This is a genomic window from Sorangium sp. So ce448 (assembly GCF_051520915.1).
Lineage (GTDB): Bacteria > Myxococcota_A > Polyangia > Polyangiales > Polyangiaceae > Sorangium > Sorangium cellulosum_B.
Map to the genome: position 1 here is coordinate 11958082 of NZ_CP150343.1, position 19004 is coordinate 11977085.

The following is a 19004-nucleotide window of genomic DNA, read 5'->3' on the forward strand; positions in this document are numbered from 1 at the left end:
GCCGCTTCTGGGGAGGGCGAGTTCGCGCTAGGGTTCCGGCCCGAGGAGCCGCGCGGAGGGCGCGCGTTTCCACGGCGCGACGACCTTGAGCACGCTGTTTCACGAGAAGCGCCTCGTCCCTTTCGAGCGGACGCGGCTCCTGAGATCCATCGTCGAGCGCGCGGCCGATTGTTCTGAGGGGCCTCCCGTGATCGTCTTCGATCTGGACGGCACCCTCATGGACAACCGGCCGCGGGTGGTCGCGATCCTCCATGAGCTGGCGGAGGAGTGGCGCCGCAAGCACCCGCACGCCGCCGGCCTCCTCGAGCGCGCGTCGCCCGACGGCATCGTGTACGGGTTCCAGGACAACCTGCGGCGGCTCGGCATCGACGACGAGGCGCTCCACCTGCACGCGTTCGATTTCTGGCGGGCCCGCTTCTTCAACGATCCGCACATCCGGCACGACGTCGAGGTGCCGGGCGCGAGCCAGTACGCGCGCGACTGCCACGCGGCGGGGGCGACCCTCGTGTACCTCACCGGCCGCGACCTGCCGAAGATGGCGCTCGGCTCGTTCGCGAGCCTGCGCGACCTCGGCTTCCCCATCGGGGTCATCGGCACGGAGCTCGTCGTGAAGCCGAGGTTCGAGATGCCCGACACCGAGTTCAAGCGGAGCGTCGCGCCGCAGCTCTCGCGGCTCGGGCGGGTCATCGCGGTGTTCGACAACGAGGCGGCCAACTGCAACCTGCTCCTGGGCTGCCACCCCCGCTGCACCGCGGTCTTCCTGGACACGCAGTGCGCGCCCGACCCGCCGCCGCTCGACGCGCGCGTGCGTGTCATCGACACGTTCGAGCTGGAGCCGTGATCGCCGCGCGCGCCGCCGCGGCCTTCCTGCTGCTCGCCGCCGCCGGGTGCGAGCCGTCGCGCCACGCGCCCGTCGATCCCGTGGACGCCGGCGCGAGCCCGAACGCGAAAATCCTCCCCGCGCCGCTCGCGAACGAGACGCCGGACCTGCTCGACGCGTCCGCCGCCGAGGCGACCGCGAAGATCATCGCCGACGACTACGGCCGGCTCATCATGTCCGAGGCGAGCCCGCAGTCGCCGCTGCCGCTCTCGCCCGCCACCCCCCTGCCGGACGACGCGCTCTCGCCCCGCGAGCTCCCCGGCGTGATGCTCGAGGCGGCGTTCCGCTTCCGTGAGGTGCCGCTGCCCCCCAAGTCGCCCGAGGTGGCGGCCTCCGGGATCCACGCGGCGCAGAAGCTCACCGAGCTGACGTGGAAGGTCGAGCTCGCGGAGACGGGCCGGATGCGGGTCCAGTTCACGTCGCGCGCGCTCCCGCTGCCCGCGGGCTCCGAGCTCCGCGCGCGCCACGACGTGTACGGCGAGGTGCTGCTCTGGCCGTCCCTGACCCAGTACCGGGTCGTGCCGCCGGGGGCGCTCCGCACGCTCCTCGGCGAGCGGCGCGTCGACGTGACGCCGCTGTCGACGGGCTCGGCGCGTCCTGTCGGCGACGGCAGGCGGCTCGAGATCGACGTCCGCAAGGTCGAGGTGCACGGGAGCCTCGGCGCGCTGTACGTCGAGCTCGGCAGGGTCCCCGAGGCCGGCGACGGGGGGCCGCTGCTCTGCCGGGCGCTGCTGGAGATCCTCGGCGTGGATCCGAAGTCGCCCGAGTGCGTGGCCGGCGAGGTGCCGCTCTACGCGAGTTATGCCTGGCAAGGCGGCGGCGGCGTCGCGTTCGAGGTCACGTCGATGGCCCGGCGAACGGACCTGATCTCGACCGACATGCTCATGCCGCCCCCGAGCGCCGCGTACGCCGCCGCCGGGCTCCCGTCGGCGCAGGGCGGCGTCTTCCTGACGCGCGACGAGCTCGCGGCCATCCGAGAAGAGCCGCTCCAGCTGCCCGCGAGCGTCGACCCGGGCGCGCCCGGCGAGGGGTTCGTCGCGGTCAACCAGACCGACGCGCTGCTCTACCTGCTCGTCGACGGGATCCCCGCGGTCGCCGTGCCTCCGGCGAGCGAGCGCTACGTGATCGGGCCCCTGCGCGGGCGCTACGTCGTCCAGTGGCGCACGTTCCTCGGCGAGCGCATCGAGCCGCCGCAGACGGTCGAGATGCCGGCGCGCATCGTGCGCAGCGGGGCCGAGGCGGGGGCGGACGGCGGCTGAAGCGGGGCGGCGGACGGCGGCGGAAGCGAGGACGGCGTCCCCTGCCCTAGCGATCGGCCGTCGTCTCGGGGCTCGCCAGGAGCTGGACGATGTCGTCCGGGATCCGCGTCAGCGTCAGGTTCGATCCCAGGCACGCGAGGAGGATGTCGCCGTCGCAGATCACGTCCTCGCCCCGGAGGATGCGGTAGCTGAAGCGCGCGGTGACCCGCTGGACCTCGCGGCAGGTCGTCTCGATCACGAGGTCGTCGCCGAACCGCGCGGCCTGGCGGTACTTGATCCGCAGCTCCGCGACGGCGAGGTGCAGGTCGCGCCGCACCATCTCCTCGTAGGAGAGGCCGCGGCGCTTCAGCCAGTCGATGCGGCCGGCCTCCAGGTAGATGACGTAGTTCGCGTGGTGGACGATGCCCATGAGATCCGTCTCGCAGAAGCGGACGGCCAGGGGCGTGCGCGAGGTGAGGTGCGGGGGCGCGTCGGGCGGAGAAGGGAGCGGCATCGCGGGAGGCGCAGAGACTAACCCAGTTTCGACCCGGGCAGCAGCAGAGCGACCACGCGACATCAGCGGCATGACATGGGATCGCGGCGCGCGGCGACGGAGGGTCCGCCTGGGCGCTGGTGGCGCGGGCGCCGCGATGTTAGCGGGCACCATGGCGAATGTCCGGACGCTCCTGTCCGCCGAACACATCGGCGATCGCGTGCGCGAGCTCGGCGCGCAGATCACCCGGGACTACGCGGAGCGCCGGCTCGTGCTCGTCTCCGTGCTCAAGGGGAGCTTCGTGTTCACCGCCGACATCGCGCGCCACATCGACCTGCCGGTGCGCATCGAGTTCCTCGGCGTGCGCAGCTACGGCGAGGGCACGGCCTCGACCGGCGTCGTCCAGATCACGCAGGACCTCACCCGCCCGATCGAGGGCGAGGACATCCTCCTCGTCGAGGACATCGTGGATACGGGCCTCACGATCTCGCACCTGCTCCAGCTCTTCCGCACGAGGATGCCGAACAGCGTGAAGGTCTGCGCGCTCCTGCACAAGCCGGCGCGCGCGCGGGTCGAGGTGCCCATCGACTACCTGGGCTTCACGATCGAGGACAAATTCGTGGTCGGCTACGGGCTCGACTGGGCCGAGCGCTATCGGAACCTGCCGTTCATCGGGGTTGTGGAGGCGACGTGAGCAAGCGGCTGCTGATGCTCGAGAAGATGACCCGGGATGGGTCGAAGGATCCGTTTCACTGGTACGCGCTCGCGCTGGAGTACGCGGGCCAGGGCCGCCACGACGACGCGCTCGCCACGTTCGTCGCGCTCCGGGCGATGGATCCGGCGTACGTGCCGATGTACCTCATGTGCGGGACGACGCTGGTGAAGGCGGGCCGCCTCGACGAGGGGCGCGCCTGGCTGGCCGACGGCATCGTGGTCGCGCGCAGCAAGGGAGATCAGCACGCGCTGAGCGAGCTCCAGCAGGCCCTCGCCGGCGCGGGCGGCGACGACGACGACGCGTGACGCCGTGACGGCTGGGCCGGACGGCGCCGCGCCTCAGCCGCCCTCGCCCTCCCCCTCGCCGCGGATCCGGCGGAGGCGCTCGCCGATGGTCCGCTCGTAGCCGCGATCGGTCGGCTCGTAGAACCGGCTGCCCGCGAGCGGCTCGGGGAGGTAGGCCTCGCCCCGCGCGACGCCGCCCGGCTCGTCGTGCGCGTAGCGGTAGCCCTCGCCGTAGCCCTCGTCGCGCATGAGCCGCGTGACCGCGTTGCGCAGCGTGAGCGGGACCGGGAGCGCGCCGTGCTCGCGCACGGCGGCCTGCGCCGCGTGCCAGGCGGTCTTGCAGGCGTTCGATTTCGGGGCCGTGGCGAGGTAGAGCGCCGCCTGCGTGATCGGGTAGAGCCCCTCCGGCATCCCCATGCGCCGGAACGCGGCGTCCGCGGCGACGGCGATCTCCAGCGCGCGCGGGTCGGCGTTGCCGATGTCCTCGGAGGCGAAGATCATCATCCGGCGCAGCAGGAAGAGCGGGTCGTCGCCGGACTCGATCATGCGCATCAGCCAGTAGATGGCGGCGTCGGGATCGGAGCCGCGCATCGACTTGATGAAGGCGCTGATGACGTTGTAGTGCTCCTCGCCGGCCTTGTCGTAGAGCAGCGTCTTGTGCTCGCTCGCGCCGGCGATGAGCTCGCGCGTGATCGTGGAGGCGCCCGCGCGCCCCGCCTCGTCCGCGGCGATCTCCAGCGTGGTGAGCGCCCTGCGCGCGTCGCCCTGCGCGAGCGCCGCGATCGCCGAGAGCGCGTCGTCGTCCGCGGCGATGGCGCCGGCGAGCCCGGCGGGCGACTCGAGGGCGCGGCGCAGGAGCTCGACGAGCTCCGAGGCGCCGAGGCCCTGGAGCCGGAAGACCTTGCACCGGGAGAGCAGCGGCGCGTTGACCGCAAACGAGGGGTTCTCGGTGGTCGCCCCGATGAGCGTGATCGTCCCGTCCTCGACGTGCGGGAGGAAGGCGTCCTGCTGGGCCTTGTTGAAGCGGTGGATCTCGTCGACGAACAGGATCGTCCGCTTGCCCTCGTAGGAGCGCGCGGTGCGCGCCTGGGCGAGGATCTCGCGGAGCTCCGGCACGCCGCCCAGCACGGCGTTGAAGGGGACGAAGCGGGCGTTCGTCGTGTGCGCGACGACGCGCGCCAGCGTGGTTTTACCGGCGCCCGGCGGGCCCCACAGGATCATGGAGGGGATCCGGTCGGCCGCGATCGCGCGCGCGAGCAGCTTGCCCTCGCCGAGGAGGTGGCCCTGGCCGATCATGTCCTCGAGCGAGCGCGGGCGCATGCGCTCGGCGAGGGGGACCGTGGCCTTGAGCTCCGGCTCCCGCTGCCGGGCGGCGTCGAAGAGCGTCGGGTCGTCGCCCGCGGGCCGCCGTCGCGCGCCGCCGCCGCCCCGGGGCGCGCTCATTCGAAGACCGACCGCGCGCCCGCGGGGCGCTCCGAGAGGAGGACCTCGACGGCGCGGCGCGCGCCCGCCGGATCGTGCCCGACCCAGCGCACGGTGCCCGCGCCGTCGACCACGAACGTGAGGGGGACCTGCGCGACGCCGTAGGTCCCGGAGAGCCGCTGATCGAGATCCGCGACGATGGGAAACGTCGCGCCGAGCTCGTGGGCGGCGGCCGCCGCGGCGGCCTCCGAGTCGTCGACGTTCACGCCGATCACGGCCACCCCGTCCGCCTTGCGGTCGCGCCAGAGCCGGTCGAGCGCCGGCATGGTCCGGCTGCACGACGCGCACCAGGACGCCCAGAAGTCGATCACGGTGACCCGCGTCCTGCGCGTGCCGGGCACGCCGACGGTGACCGCCGCCGTGGACTCTGCGTGGAACTCCGGCGCGGCGCTGCCGACGAGCGGGTGGCGCACCGACGCGGGCATCGCGCCCGGCCCGCACCCGAGCGCGAGCAGCGCGCACGCAGCAAGCGTGGGGCGGCGCGCGGCGCGCGCGACGCCACCGCCAGGGAGGGCCGCGCCGAGGCGCGCCGCGGCGGACGTCGCCGTCATCCGCGGGCTCCGAAGATGGCGGTGCCGACGCGGACCCACGTCGCGCCTTCCGCGATGGCTGCCTCGAAATCGTGCGACATGCCCATCGAGAGCTCGGGCAGCGCGGCCCGGCCGCCGTGCGCGTCGCGCAGGGCGCGCAGCTGCGCGAAGAACGGCACGACGTCGCTCGGGTCCTCGAGGAACGGCGCGATGGTCATGAGGCCGATCGGCCGGAGGTGCGCGCACCGGGAGATCGCGGCGAGGAGCGGCGCGAAATCGCCGGGGGCGCAGCCGCCCTTCGAGGCTTCGCCGCCGACGTTCACCTCGATCAGGACGTCGAGGGTGCGGCTCAGCGCGGCCGCGCGCCGATCGAGCTCCACGGCGAGCTCCTCCCGGTCGACCGACTGCACGACGTGCGCGACGCGCGCGACGAGCTTCGCCTTGTTCCTCTGGAGCTGGCCGATGGCGTGCCACACGAGCCCGTCGAGATCGGCGAGTGCCTCGGCCTTTTCGACGAGCTCCTGAGCATAGTTCTCGCCGAAATCGCGCTGCCCGGCGGCGTAGGCGGCGCGGATGGCCTCCGCGGGCTTCCCCTTGGACACGGCGATGAGCCGGACCTCCTCTGGCCCCCGCCCTGCACGCGCGGCGGCGCTCGCTATCCGGCGCCGCACCTCGTCGAGCCGCGACGCGACGTTCCCCAGGTCTTCCGAAATCACGCCGCACGATACCGCGAGCTGCCGCCGTGGACACCAGGGGGACCACCCGCAGCGGACGGTCCGCGCAGGTCGCGGCGCGGAGGGAAGTGCCGGATCCAACCGCCCGAGCGGCGTGCCAGAGTGTGCCTGAGCACCGCGTCAACGGCGGACCGATCGAGGCGCTTTCAGGCTATTTTCATGTGGCATGTTGATTGCCATACTCGGCGTACCCGCCATGCGAAGCCTGCTGTTCCTCACCCTGCTCCTCGCGGTTGGATGCTCGTTCAACCCGCAGCCTGAACCGCCGTTCGATGACAGGGATCCTTATCCCTCGGGGTCGACGTCGACAGGTGCGGCGGTCGGCAGCTCGGGTTCGGGTGGCAACGGCGCCGGCAACACAGCGGCAGGGACCAGCGCTGGCAGCGGCGAGACCACGGGCGCGGGCGGCAGCGGCGATGGGGGCGCGGCGGGCGGCCACGGTGGCGCGGGCGGTCAGGGCGGTGCTGGAGGGGGCGAGGGCGGTCAGGGCGGCGCGGGCGGCCAGGGCGGCGCGGGCGGTGCGGGCGGCGCGGGCGGCGCGGGCGGCGCGAGCGGCGAGCCCTGCGGTGTGGGGGGCGCTGGAGGCGCCGGAGGCGCTGGAGCGGTCGAGTGCGGCTGAAGGAGCACGCGGGCCGGGTCTGACGGCGGCGTCGACCCGGCGATAAGAGCGAGCGAGAAGCAGCCGACGGAGCGCGCTCGACGCAGCATTCCCGCGGACGAGGGCGCCGCACAAGCGGGCAGGGAGATGCGCAGGGTGCTATGAGGAGGGAGCTTATGCGCCAGCTTGTCGTCCTTGTGTTCGGGGTCGTCCTCGCGGGCTGTGTGTTCAATCCACAACCGGAGCCTCCCGCCGAGGGGGGCATCGGGTGCGGTGATTGCGAGGACGTCGGCGCGACCGGCGCAGGAGGGGGCATCGCATCCGGCGATCCCAGCGAAGACGACGGCGCGGGCGGCGGTGGCCTCCTGCCACCAGACGCAGCCGCCAACGGCGCCGGTTCGACTGGGTCCGCTAGCAGCGCCGGTTCAACCAGCGCGGGTGGCGAACCGGCCAACCCTGCCGGCGGCGGTGGTGCGGGCGGCGCGGGTGGCAAAGCCGACGGCGGTGGCGCGGGTGGCGAAGGCGGCGCCGGTGGCGACGCCGGCAGCGGTGGTGCAGGTGGCGCGGGTGGCGGCGCTGGCGGCGCTGGCGGCGAAGCCGGCGCCGGTGGAGCGATCGGCCCAGACGGCGGATGAGGCGACCGCTGGGCGCGGCGCCCGCAGGCAGAGCGCCCGGCGTCGACTGACGCGGCGGCGCCGGCTCAGATCCCGGGTCGCCGCGGCCGCGCGTACTCGTCGAGCATGTTCGCTACCAGCTCGGCGAGCAGGCTGTCCGCCACGCGAAGGCGGCGCGACATCTCGCGCGCGATGTTCAGCACCAGCAGCGTGTACGACTTGAGATCGCGCCGGTAGAGGGCGTCGAGATCGTGCGCGGTGACGCGCAGCAATCGCGACGGGGCGATCGCGCGGACGGTCGCCGAGCGAGGCATCACGTCGAGGATCGACATCTCGCCGAACCAGTCGTTCGGCCCGAGGACCGCGACGCGCGCCTCGACGTCGCGCTTCGACCGCTTGAGCACTTCCATCTCCCCCGAGAGCAGCACGAACATCTCGCGGCCGTTGTCGCCCTCGCGAAAGGCGACGGCGCCCGGCTCCAGATCGAGCAGCTCCAGCGTGTCGGCGAGGGCCTGGAGGACGTGATCGCCCAGGCCTCCGAACAGCCCGATCTCGCGCAGCTGCGTGATCAGCGAAGGGTTAAGGCTCACCTGGATGCACCGAGGGCGCCCGCGGCGACCGTCCTGCGGGCTGACCCGACAACGCCTACCACCACGTCGCGAACATGCCCGCCTTCTCGCATCGCTTCACCTCGCGGTCCCGAGCAGATGTACCCCGTCGAGTGCGTACGCCGCAACACGCGCGTGCTCCGCGCGATCCGCGCCTAGAGGTCCTTGGTGAACACGATCCGCGGACGCCCAGGCCCGGCGTAGTCCTCGACCTCGGCCGCCGACCAGCCGACCGCGGCGTGGAAGCGCACCGAGCCCTCGTTGCCCAGCGTCGTGATCGCCTTGAGCTGCCGGCAGCCCTCGCGGCGGCAGTCCTCCTCGAACGCCGCATAGAGCATCCTGCCGACGCCGCGGCGGCGATAGTCCGGGTGAATGCCGACGAGGTGCACGTACCCGACCGCCGCGTCCGGGCACCTGAACCCGAGCAGGAAGCCGACGAGCAGCCCGCGATCCTCGATGACGCGCGCGAGCCTGCCGAGCTCGTAGAAGAAGATCGGGTGCGCGAGCGCGCTGGTTGGGCCCGCCCACCACCGATCGATCTCGCCCACGATCCGGTCGTAGTCGGGCTTCGTCAGCGGCCGTGTCTCCATGCATCACCTCACTCGAACGGTTCGGATCCCCAGACTTCGATCTGCAGCGTCCGCGCGCACGACACGAACGCTTCGAAGACCTGCGCAGCCTAGCAGCCGCGCCGGCCTCCCCGTAAGCGCGCTCGTGGATGCTCGGCTAGCCGCCGCGCGTCACGCCTGCTAGCGCTACCCTGTGCGTCACGACAAAATCATCGTCGCTCCGTCGATCCTGTCGGCTGACTTCGGTCGTCTCGCGGAGGAAGTGCGGGCCGCTGAGGCCGCTGGCGCCGACTGGATCCACGTCGATGTGATGGATGGCCGGTTCGTGCCAAACATCACGATCGGGCCGCTCGTCGTCCGCGCGGTTCGCGCCGCGACGCGTCTTCCCCTCGATGTCCACCTGATGATCGTCGAGCCCGAGCGCTACGTCGCGGAGTTCGCGGCCGCCGGCGCCGATCGCATCTCGGTCCACGTCGAGGCGTCGCCGCACCTGCACAGGACGCTCCAGCAGATCAGGGACGCAGGCGCGAGCCCCGGCGTCGTGCTGAACCCCCACACGCCGGAGGAGTCGATCCGGCACGTGATGGCGGACATCGATCTGGTGCTTGTGATGAGCGTCAACCCCGGGTTCGGCGGCCAGCAGTTCATCCCCGGGGCGCTCACCAAGCTGCAGAGCCTGCGCCAGACGATCGACCAGGCAGGCCTGGACATCGCGCTCGAGGTCGACGGCGGCGTCGCCCCGTCGACCGCCGGGCAGGTCATCGCCGCCGGGGCGCGGGCGCTCGTCGCGGGCTCGGCGGTGTTCGGCGCGGTGGCGCGGGGCGAGGATCTGCCGTTCGATGCGCGCGTCGCGCGGTATGCCGAGGCGATCCGCGCGCTCCGCGCGCCCGGCGGGGAGCCGTCGTGACCCGGCGCGTCGAGGACGCTGCTGCGGTGGGTCGGGGGCGCTGCGCGATCGGGTTGGTCGGGGCGGCTGTGCTCGCGGGGTGCGCGCCGACGGCCGCGCCTGCGGCGCCGCCGCGAGCGCAGGCCTCCGCTGTGGCGCTCCCTGCGGCGTCGGTTGCGGCTGGACCGGCTGGGGGCGCAAGCCCGGTGGATGCGGGCGAGGTTGATGAGGACGCGGCTCGCCTGACCGACGGCGAGATCGCGCGTGTGCTCGCACGCGTGGCGAAGGCGCGGGGCCTGCCGGTCCGCAGCGAGGTGCGGAGCCGCGTGCTCGCCCGCGGGCAGATCCTGGAGCGGGTCCGCGCGCACGTGGAGCGAGAGATCCCCGAGGGCGTGCTCGATCACCAGCGCGAGGTGCTCGCGGCGCTCGAGCTCATCCCGGCCGACTACGACTTCACCGCCGGGATGTACCGCCTGCTCGAGGGCCGCATCGCGGGCTTCTACGAGCCGGAGGACGCGACGATGTACCTCGTCGACGATCTCAGCGAGGCCGAGGCCGAGGAGACGCTGGCGCACGAGCTCGTCCACGCGCTCCAGGACCAGAGCTTCTCGCTGGGGAGGCTGCTCGACTTCAAGCTCGGCGACAGCGATCGCCTGGCGGCCACACACGCGCTCGTCGAGGGCGAGGCGATGAGCGCGATGTTCGACGTGCTGGTCGGCTCGGCGTTCCAGGTCGACGAGTCGATGCTCCGCAGGCTCGTGGCGATGTCGACGGCGCTGTCGTCCGTGGGCGACACGCCGCTCGTGCTGCAGGAGTCGCTGGGCGCCCCGTACACCGACGGCTTCGCGTTCGTGCAGGCGCTGCGGCGGGACGGCGGGTGGGCTTCGGTGGACGCGGTCTGGCGCGCGCTGCCGGAGACCACCGAGCAGCTGCTCCACCCGGAGAAGCTCGCAGCACGGGAGCCCGCCGTCGCGGTGGCGGTGCCGACGGCCGCGGCGCTCGGCCCGGGGTTTCGTGTGGTCTTCGATGACGTGATGGGCGAGCAGGCGCTGCGCATCGCGTTCGCGGCGTATGCCCACCGCGATGCGGCCATCGGCGCGGCGGCAGGGTGGGGCGGGGATCGGTTCGCGGTGGTGCGGCGGGACGACCCGGAGGACCCGTCGCGGAGGGAGTTCGCGCTCGCGTGGCGGCTGCGGTTCGACAGCGCGGCCGACGCGGCAGAGGCGGGGAAGGTGATCGAGCGGCGCTTCGGGAAGGTGTGCAGGCGGCGGCCGACGCTCGGGCCGATCGCGTGGACGGCGCGAGGGAGCGACGTGGCGATCGTCGCGGGGCCGTACGCGAGGCGCGGGGGAGGCGGGGGAGGGGAGGTCAGCGCGGTGGGGACGTGCGCGGGGGCGGGGAAGTGGCTGGCGGAGGTGATGAAGGGCGGGGTGGGGGGGCAGGGCGCCGGGGCGGTGGCGGCGGTGGCGGGGGCGGCGGCGGTGGGGAGGGAGAAGTAGGGGCGGTGGCGAGGGCGGTGGGGGCGGGAAGAGACGCGGTGGGGGACGGAAGCGGCGGGGCCGGGGCTGGAGGGCACAGGCGATGCCCTGAGCAGGCAGGGTAGGGGGCGGGTTCTCAGGGCGGCGTTGACAGGGGGCGATAGAAGAGGCAGAAAAGCGAGTCGTTCTGGATGTTTGGAGGAGTGGCCGAGCGGTCGAAGGCAGCGGTTTTGAAAACCGCCGTTGGGGCAACTCAACCAGGGGTTCGAATCCCTTCTCCTCCGCTGGTTTCTGCAAGGATGTCGGGTAGTTCGCGCGGTCCGGGACGTGGACGGGAGTGGACACGCGCGGACAGGTCTGGACGCAGGTTCTGGCAAATTTCTGGCACGGCAGGTTCCTGATTCCGGGCATAGCTGTGTGAGGCGGCTTACGGCGCGAGCGGCCAGGATTCGCGGTCGCCCTGCGACGAGCTCTCTCGATAGCTCGTGGCCTGGTGACGCATCGCCCGGATGCGTCGTGCTCGGGGCCAGGATCTCCCGAGCTTTGACGACCTCGCTGCGTACTGCCGGAGCACGCACATCCAGCCCAGCGCCGAGCGAGAGGCTTGGCGCCGGCCATCGCTAACGGGCAGGGCACCACGACGAGACCACCGCTTCGCGAAGCGAGAGCGCTTTGAGGAGAACGATCCGTCCAACTTGGACTAGTGGCTCAGGCGTGAGCGCGTTTCGGACGAAAACGTGATCGAGATGGAGCGGGAGGCAGATCGGATCTGCCCCCTTGTCGAAAGGGCAACCCAACCTGTCCGGCGAGGTCCGGCTGGTGCCCATCGATGACGTGGTTGTTCCCATGACGTGGTTGTTCCCGAGCGGTGAATGCGCCAGCGCGGCGGCATCACGTCGATCATCGAGTCCATCCGGGACATCGGCCTCATTGAGCCGATCATCCTCCGGCACGACACGCCATGTCGCGCGACCTCCACCATGTCGCGCGCCCCGATCCGCGGCGTCACGCTCAGTACGCCGAGTAAGAGCCTCAGCCATGTCCCTGCGGCTTCGCCCGAGCGTACGCCTCCCCACCCGGTCCGTAAGAACTGAAACTCGATGAGCCGGGGGATTTCGCTTACGAGCATGCCAGGTGCCGGCGATGATCACGTCGAATCCCTCGCCCACCGCGGACTTGTAGGTGGCGGTTCCCGTGCGCCGTGGCGAGACCGTGCAGGGCTCGCTCGCCGCCAGGGCTGGTACGCTCGCGCGCAGGTACTGCGGAGATCGACCCATGCCCGACCGCACTGACTTCCTCGACACCATCAGCGAGCACTTTCGCGAGGAGCTCGCGACGACCATCGCCCGCTCGGAGCGCGGCCGCACACGGATGAAGCTTCGGACCTTTCTCGAGGGCTTCGGCTATACCGCGAGCGCCCGGGTGCGGCAGACATCGCTCTCGTCCGCGCTCGAGAACATCCAGAGATGGGGCTACGCCCACAAGCTCAGCGGCAGCACCGTCAACGACTACATCACCATCTGGAAGAGCGACGCGCCCGTCAGCAGCGAGCAGCCCCAGCGCGCGGCGCGCGACGGCGACGGGAGCGCACGGGGCGTGGTCGCGTGGAAGGACGGCGAGCTTGATCTGCCGGTCGATCCGCTCACCTTCGGCTTCCACGTCGACGATGCGCCGACGGGCGAGCGCTCGGGTGCCCTCTGGCACGACATCACGGCGGCGATCTGGTTGTGCCGCACGGTGTGCCTGATGGTCGATGCGTCCGACGAGATGTTCACGCTGCTCGCCGGCGTCCTGGCGGCGCTCACACGGCGGCGGGCGCTGACGTTCCGGTTCGACGACATGGGGCGGTGGGTCGCGCAGGCCCCCGAGGTCCTCACGCTGTCGCGCCTGCGCTCCGTGACCGGACAGGGCGATCGCCGCGAGAGCGACGACTTCCCCGGCGTCGGTGCGGTCTACCTGATCCGAGACGACCCGCACGACGTGGTCGACGACGAGCTCACGGCGTTCGTGCGTGAGGCGTTCATCCCGCACACCTACCGGGTGCGCGCGATCTTCGCGACGACGACGGCCGACCCCGGCCCTGACGCGCGCCGCGCCGCCGACGATTCGCACTACCCTCAGCTTCTCCGCTGGCTTGCCGCATACACCGGTGCGCCGTCGGTGGAGGCAGACTGGCAGGACGGCGACGTGGAGGTGCAGCTCTCGAGCCTCTTCGCTGATGCGGCCCGCGCGGCCGATGCGCTCCTCGATCGGGCCACGTACGAGGTGACGCATCCCAAGTTCGACGCGGGCTACGAGGGGACTGAGCACATGGTGCTCAAGGCTGTGATGTTGGAGCACCTCACGACCCGCTTCCCGAACGAGAACGTGCTCGTTGAGCGCGTGCTCGAGATCCCCGCGGATGTCGACGAGCCCGAGGCGGATGTACCGGACATGAAGGTCGCACGCCCCGACCTTCGCGTGGTGAAGAAGCTCTGGGTCGAGGTCGAGACACTGCGCGGCATCGCGCTCCGCGGGTCGAACCCCTTCTTCTTCCTCGAGAACAAGCTCCGCCGGAAACGGGCTGCGATGCTCGAGTGCGAGCAGGTGTGGCTCCTCTTCCCGCGCGACGTCGCGTTGCTCGCCCGGCACCAGGTCTCCGCAATCGTACGGAACGTTGCTGGCGACGCGCTCGATCGCGTTCGCCTCGGCTTCGTCGATCTGCAGGACCGTCGCCCCATCTTCGTGCGCCTAATCGGTCCTCCTCGCCAGCAGGTCCGCATCCGAGGGGTCGCGTGGCGCGAGGCGCGCAAGCCGATCGTGGAGCGGCCACTCGACTGGACCGACGTCGCTGGTTACGCCGATCTGAAGGCCCGCTTGCAGAGCGATCTGCTCGCGCCGCTTGTCGAGCCGTCCCGCTACCAGAGCTTCGGCGTGAGCGCCCCGAACGGCTTGCTGCTGTACGGGCTCCCAGGGTGCGGCAAGAGCTTGATCGGACGCGTGCTGGCGGGTCAGGCGAGCCTTACGTGCCGGCGGCTCGTGCCGAGCGACCTGACCTCGATGTGGCTGGGCGAGGGGGTCGAGAAGATCCGGGAGGTCTTCACCTGGGCCCTGAAGCAGGCGCCCTCCATGTTGATCCTGGACGAGTTCGACGGCGTTGCCCCGCAGCGGTCCGAGGTGAACATGCACACGGACGAGAAGCGGCAGGTGAACGAGCTGCTCGCGCAGCTTGATCGCCTCTCGGGGCGCTCTGTCGTCGTCGTCGCGACCACGAACTACGCCCGCGGTATCGACTCCGCGGTGCGCCGGAGCGGCCGCTTCGATCTGAAATTCCCCGTCTTTCCGCCGCAGGAAGACGACCGGCGCGAGATCTTCGAGCACTACCTCGGCGGTGATCGCATGCGCGGCATCCGTGGCATCGACCACATCGACACGCACACGCTCGCGGCCAGCACGCGGCTGTTCACGCCGTCGGACATCCGGTGCGTCGTCGAGGGCGCGGTGCGCCGAGCGGTGTGGCGCGCCGGCGATCACGACGCTCCCACGCTCGACACCGGAGAGCTGCTGGCGCGCGTGGGCGAACACCCGCGCACGATCCAACGCGACGACGCTGACCGGTGGCTCGAGGAAGCCCGCCTCGAGCTCGGGCGTGCGGACGCTACCCTCGAGTGGCTCGAGCGGGAGGTGCGGGACATCTTGAGCTAACAACAGGCTCGTTAGGACACTGGCCGCTGGATCAGGGGACGTGTCGGCGGGCGGCCGGATCTCCCTGTCGGCTCCCCGAGGCTCATCCCAATCTCCAGGCCTTAGCGGACGACTGCACCCTCGCGCAGGAGTAGCAGGCGAGGAAAATTGGACGCCCCCGGTGTCGGGCAGCGTGCCGGTCCACATCCAGCGGCCGCAGTTCCTGGGCCATCTCGGCGACTTCCCCCCTCGTCCGCAGCCAGGTCGAGCCGTCGTTGGACACCGCGGTGATCACCAACTGCGCATCTTCTCCGGGCAGTCCATGCGCTGCGACTTCGTGTGAACGGGCGGACGAACGTCCCGACTCGATGGCACGTCACGCTCTCGCACCGGGATGGATTCCCGATCGTCCGTGGCTCGCACCTCTTCGTCCCGACGGAAGGACGATCACGCCCATGGCAGCCGGACATGCTTCCTCGCGAGCGTTTTGTACCATGATCTCACCGCCTCCTTCGTGCTCGACGCCGGCGGGCCGTTGCGCGTCCGCTGGACCTTCGAGCTCCTAGATGACCATGCCCACCTGGTGGCCCGACGCTTGCTGACGCGGAGCTATCCCAGGGAAACGCCCCTGCCACAGCTCTGGCCGTGAGCCGAGCTTCAGCGGCAGCGAGGGCCCGGCTGCCAGGTTATTGCTGATCGCCAGGGCGGGGTCGAACCGAGGCAGGAGAGCAGGTGGCTGCGGGCCGAGGCCCGCTGCGCTCCGGGAGAAACCTGCCCGGGCGACCGGAGGGGCGATCTCAGCGCTGCGCCGTCGCCGGGGAGCGACCGGCCCCCGGCGACGGAGCCTGACCGGCGTCGCAGCCCCGCTCAATCTCCTGTAGCTCTGCGCGGTACGCGCGCAGGTCGGCCTCGCGGAGCGGGGATACCGTGTCGTCAATTACGGCGCGACGCTCCACACGGGTAACGAACGCTTTCACCCCGCTTCGGGCCGCCTCACAGTACGACGCCTTCCAGCGCTCGAAGTAGGATCGCACCGCCTCATCCTTCTCCTGAGCCAGCCGAGCATCGAACGTCCTCGGTGAGCAGCCCGCCCCGAGGCCCGCTTGCAGACAGTACATCTTCGTCGCATCGAGCGAGGCGCGGATCGCCGCCGCAACCACGCCGCCGAGCTGCCGCTTATCCATCTCGATGTCCTGGGCACGCAGGAGCGCCAGCGCTGCATCGAACAGCGTCGGGTCGGCGCGGAGGCTGGCGAGCGCAGGCGCGTGCAGTACCTTTTGCAGCTCGCAGCGGGTGCGGTCGTTCACGAGGCCCGGATCACCGGCTACGAGCAGGCTCCCGAGCACGCGGCGGTACGCTTCAGCTACCCCAGGGGGCACAGCATTCACGAAGGATCCCGTAACCGGCGTGGGCGCGCAGCGTGACGTGTCCGCGGCAGACGCGCGCCCGCCCTGCGAAGCTAGGGGCACACAGCTCGCCTCCGCGGGGGCGGTGAGCAGCGCGTTGTTCATGAAGCAGAGCGCCAGCGCGCCGAGGTGACCGCCCGTGCTGATTGCTGGATCTGACCGCCGTGCATCGTCGTCACGCCGCTGGTTGATCGGCTGCGCGAACACGATGCCTGATGCATTAACGAGGGCCGCCACGCTGCTCAGCCGCACCTCGTCGTCGTCCGTCAGCTCCACGGCGCGCGCGAGCGCCCTCTGCGCGGCGAAGAGAGCCTCCTCGCCCGGCACGGCCTCGCCCTCGCTCGGACCGAGATAACCGCGGTCGGGCAGGATCTCCAGCCAGCGCGTCTCCGCCTCACGCATCGCATAGAGCGCGCGCACGTTCAGCCGGTCATAGATTAGCTCGCGGAGCTGCTCGTCGATGCGCCTCAGCGCGCCGCGCTCGGCCAGCGAAGGGACGTCCAGCGGGACGGCCCAGGTCGCAAGGACCTGCTCATCCTCCACCGCGCCCGCCTCGGCTCGTCGAAGGCGGGTCAGATAATCATGCCAGGGTACCCCAACGCGCTCGCGGAGCTGATCATTGGACCGGTGCCCCCAGCGCGCGCTGATGGCAAGGATCACCCTCGAGGTCTGCTTTAAGCGATCCTTCACCTGCACGTCCTGGCTCTCGTCACCCTCTGCCGCGGCGAGCTTTACGTCCTTCAGGCGATCGAACCGCGGCACGAGCGCCGCCCATGCCTCCGCCTCCTGGGCGAGTGCGGCGCCGAAGTCGCCGCAGAGGGTGTCCACATCACGCTCGCCGACTGCGCCCGGCGCTTCTCCCTCCCGCGCGGCCAGCCGGAGCATCAAGCGATCGGCGAGCGCATCGACCTGCATCATCAACTCGCCGAGCCCCCGCGCGCGTCCTCGCTCGGAGGGCGCCAGCGCCACGAGCCGCTCCTCCGTCCACAGATAATGGCTGCCCCAGGGCTGCCGGCCGTTCGGTAGCCTCTTGCGCCGCTCGGGCAGGTCGGTCAGCGAGTCGTCCCCGAGGAGCAGCGCCGATCCCTCCCGCGGCGTCGCGGTGTACCAGGTCACGAAGGCCCCTCGGGCCTGGCGGAGAACATCCAGCAAGGCCGCGCGAGGGATCTGGCCCTCGCGATAACAGGCGTCTGCCCGTAAGGCGAGATCCATGATCTTCGGGAAGCGATCCTCCGGGGGCCGCCTTGATTGACTCGCATCTTTATCGAAGATCGCGGCACTGTCCTTGACCATGCTCGCGCAGGCATGCCGCGCGTGCTCTGTCCCGCCCCTCGGCGCCGCGGCGGGACGAGGGGCCGACGAGCAGCCAGCCGCCAAGGCGAAGATGATCACGGCTCGACTATGACATCGCATAGCGTTCATGAGCAGACGCCTAACGGCCCCGGGGCGAGCCGCCCTCGTTGAGGGTCCTGTTGCATTCCAGGAGAGCGGCGTGCATCTCGGGGATGTCCTGCTCGTCCGGGTCCCTTGCGCCGCGCTTCAGTCCGCCCGAGACCGAGAAGGGACTACCACACGTCAGCCCTTTCGACCGGGCGGCTTGGATGGCTTCGCTCAGATCGGTAGCCAGCAGCGAGAGCACCCGTTTCCCAGGCGCGCTCGGATCTCCTCCAGCTCCGCCCCCGCCGCCGGAAGCGGCGCCGGTGCCGATGCGGCTCAGCTCGATCCGCGGCGGCCCGGCGCCTACACCGCCGCGCGCCGGCGACTTCCGCCCAGGCTCGCCGTCGACGCGCGGTGGTCCACCGGGTTCCGGCTGCGGCGACCGCCCGGGGCCATCTCCCGAATTCCCCTGACCGCGGGGCATCCCCGGGGTACCGGGCGTCGTCGGAGCGAGGCCCGCGGGCGGGGGCACCGGCGGAGGTGTGGCGATGGCCCCCCTGGGCGGCGGGGCTGTGGCCGTGGCAGATTGCGGTGCAGGCGATTCGCGGTCTTCACGCAACAAGGGACCAAGGTTCACGACCTCACCGGGATCGATGACCGCCTCCTCGTCCCAGGGCCCGATCGAGAACACCGGAGCTTCGAGCGCCGGAGCGTCGTGTGTACCCGCGGCTGCGTACGTCCCTGCGACGCTCGCGCCTAGACCGAGGGTGCTCAGCAGCACGAGCGTCCCGGCGCGCAGCTTCACCGCCGGCATCGGGATCGCCTGCACGCTGTAGATTTCCTTCGCTGGCGCCCACTTGATCTGCTGGAGATCCTCGGCGACCGGGGCCGTGTGGTCCCCAACATCAGGCTGCTTCACCCGCGCGAGCGCGCTTGTCAGCCGGTCGCTGTGCCGGCGGCAGTCGCGGGATTCGTGAAACCACGTGAACGGCCGCCGCTCTGCTCCAGACCACGCTGCGCCGCGTCGCTTGAGCCAGTGGGTGAGGCAGTCGCGGCAGAACGGCTCGTCCATCGCCAAGGGATCCTGCAGGAGCCCGCCCAGCAGCGCCTCGGTCGCGAGAACGTGGAGCTCGACGAGCTCGTTCCGGGGCGGAAGCGAGGCGAAGCCGCCTCGCTCCGCCCGGGCCACGAGCGCCTCCGCCACGCGCTCGCAGAGGGTGCGGGCGCTCCAGCTATCCACCGGGTGGGCGCTCTGCTCCGTCACGTGCCCCCAGCAGGAGTTCTTGAGGAGAAAGACGAGCCCCAGCGTCTCGACCGCGACGGGAAACCAGAACGTGACGAACGCCTCGGTCCACCCTTCCTCCGCTGGATTGTCGGCGAACCCGCCGATCGCCTCCACGGACCAGCGCTGCGCGTCGTCGAAATCGTACATGGCGCTGCCTCCGGCCC

General features: G+C 71.3%; 18 protein-coding genes and 1 tRNA gene. 11 read left to right on the forward strand and 8 right to left on the reverse strand.

The features are described from left to right. The first annotated feature begins 85 nt into the window (after positions 1–85). Complete coding sequence (locus WMF45_RS45045; protein ID WP_437712966.1) at positions 86–841, forward strand: HAD family hydrolase; 756 nt, start codon at positions 86–88, stop codon at positions 839–841. Continuing rightward, positions 838–2139, forward strand: a complete 1302-nt coding sequence (locus WMF45_RS45050) for a hypothetical protein (protein ID WP_437712967.1) — start codon at positions 838–840, stop codon at positions 2137–2139. The genes WMF45_RS45045 and WMF45_RS45050 overlap by 4 nt, the downstream gene beginning before the upstream one ends. Before the next feature lie 46 nt (positions 2140–2185). Here the strand turns inward: WMF45_RS45050 and WMF45_RS45055 are convergent, their stop codons facing one another. Next, positions 2186–2632 carry an acyl-CoA thioesterase gene (locus tag WMF45_RS45055; protein ID WP_437712969.1) on the reverse strand — a complete coding sequence of 149 codons (447 nt, stop codon included), beginning with the start codon at positions 2630–2632 and terminating at the stop codon, positions 2186–2188. A 151-nt stretch (positions 2633–2783) separates the two neighbouring features. On the opposite strand from WMF45_RS45055, the gene hpt reads away from it, so the two are divergent. Together hpt and WMF45_RS45065 are read left to right on the forward strand one after the other, a co-directional pair. Further along, positions 2784–3305, forward strand: coding sequence for a hypoxanthine phosphoribosyltransferase (hpt, locus tag WMF45_RS45060; protein WP_437712971.1), 522 nt, complete (start codon positions 2784–2786; stop codon positions 3303–3305). After that, entirely contained in the window at positions 3302–3631 is a 330-nt protein-coding gene (locus WMF45_RS45065; RefSeq protein ID WP_437712972.1) for a tetratricopeptide repeat protein, read from the forward strand. The genes hpt and WMF45_RS45065 overlap by 4 nt, the downstream gene beginning before the upstream one ends. Positions 3632–3664: 33 nt before the next feature. Here the strand turns inward: WMF45_RS45065 and WMF45_RS45070 are convergent, their stop codons facing one another. From WMF45_RS45070 to WMF45_RS45080, 3 genes are read right to left on the reverse strand one after another with little or no spacing between them, the layout of a single operon-like run. Next, the gene (locus tag WMF45_RS45070; RefSeq protein ID WP_437712974.1) at positions 3665–5053 is read right to left on the reverse strand and encodes a replication-associated recombination protein A; all 1389 of its coding nucleotides are present in this window, start codon (positions 5051–5053) and stop codon (positions 3665–3667) included. Beyond that, complete coding sequence (locus WMF45_RS45075; protein ID WP_437712976.1) at positions 5050–5643, reverse strand: TlpA family protein disulfide reductase; 594 nt, start codon at positions 5641–5643, stop codon at positions 5050–5052. Before WMF45_RS45075 ends, WMF45_RS45070 begins: the two co-directional genes overlap by 4 nt. Further along, a complete protein-coding gene (locus WMF45_RS45080; protein ID WP_437712978.1) occupies positions 5640–6338 on the reverse strand; it encodes a YggS family pyridoxal phosphate-dependent enzyme in 699 nt (232 codons plus the stop codon). The genes WMF45_RS45075 and WMF45_RS45080 overlap by 4 nt, the downstream gene beginning before the upstream one ends. Before the next feature lie 214 nt (positions 6339–6552). Between WMF45_RS45080 and WMF45_RS45085 the strand changes: the two genes are divergently transcribed. Then, positions 6553–6975 (forward strand): hypothetical protein, encoded by a 423-nt coding sequence (locus WMF45_RS45085; protein WP_437712980.1) that lies wholly within the window; start codon positions 6553–6555, stop codon positions 6973–6975. Between the two features lie 155 nt (positions 6976–7130). Next, positions 7131–7589 (forward strand): hypothetical protein, encoded by a 459-nt coding sequence (locus tag WMF45_RS45090; protein ID WP_437712982.1) that lies wholly within the window; start codon positions 7131–7133, stop codon positions 7587–7589. Positions 7590–7654: 65 nt separating this feature from the next. Here WMF45_RS45090 and WMF45_RS45095 read toward each other — a convergent pair whose 3' ends face one another. Both WMF45_RS45095 and WMF45_RS45100 read right to left on the reverse strand, forming a co-directional pair. Then, a complete protein-coding gene (locus WMF45_RS45095) occupies positions 7655–8158 on the reverse strand; it encodes a Crp/Fnr family transcriptional regulator (protein WP_437712984.1) in 504 nt (167 codons plus the stop codon). 173 nt (positions 8159–8331) lie between these two features. Next, positions 8332–8766: an N-acetyltransferase family protein gene (locus WMF45_RS45100; RefSeq protein WP_437712986.1), complete on the reverse strand. Its 435-nt coding sequence runs from the start codon at positions 8764–8766 to the stop codon at positions 8332–8334. Between the two features lie 172 nt (positions 8767–8938). Here WMF45_RS45100 and rpe point away from each other — a divergent pair, with 172 nt between their 5' ends. The 5 genes from rpe to WMF45_RS45125 all read left to right on the forward strand — a co-directional run bounded on the left by rpe (position 8939) and on the right by WMF45_RS45125 (position 14793). Then, the gene (gene rpe, locus WMF45_RS45105) at positions 8939–9652 is read left to right on the forward strand and encodes a ribulose-phosphate 3-epimerase (protein WP_437712987.1); all 714 of its coding nucleotides are present in this window, start codon (positions 8939–8941) and stop codon (positions 9650–9652) included. A gap of 245 nt (positions 9653–9897) precedes the next feature. Next, positions 9898–11130, forward strand: coding sequence for a hypothetical protein (locus tag WMF45_RS45110; RefSeq protein WP_437712988.1), 1233 nt, complete (start codon positions 9898–9900; stop codon positions 11128–11130). A 176-nt stretch (positions 11131–11306) separates the two neighbouring features. Beyond that, a tRNA-Ser gene (locus tag WMF45_RS45115) sits at positions 11307–11393 on the forward strand. A gap of 588 nt (positions 11394–11981) precedes the next feature. Further along, positions 11982–12203: a hypothetical protein gene (locus tag WMF45_RS45120; protein ID WP_437712989.1), complete on the forward strand. Its 222-nt coding sequence runs from the start codon at positions 11982–11984 to the stop codon at positions 12201–12203. 181 nt (positions 12204–12384) lie between these two features. Then, complete coding sequence (locus WMF45_RS45125) at positions 12385–14793, forward strand: AAA family ATPase (RefSeq protein ID WP_437712990.1); 2409 nt, start codon at positions 12385–12387, stop codon at positions 14791–14793. Positions 14794–15569: 776 nt separating this feature from the next. On the opposite strand, the gene WMF45_RS45130 is transcribed toward WMF45_RS45125, so the two are convergent. Beyond that, complete coding sequence (locus WMF45_RS45130) at positions 15570–17471, reverse strand: hypothetical protein (protein ID WP_437712991.1); 1902 nt, start codon at positions 17469–17471, stop codon at positions 15570–15572. A 139-nt stretch (positions 17472–17610) separates the two neighbouring features. Further along, positions 17611–18987, reverse strand: a complete 1377-nt coding sequence (locus WMF45_RS45135) for a hypothetical protein (RefSeq protein ID WP_437712992.1) — start codon at positions 18985–18987, stop codon at positions 17611–17613. Positions 18988–19004 lie beyond the last annotated feature (17 nt).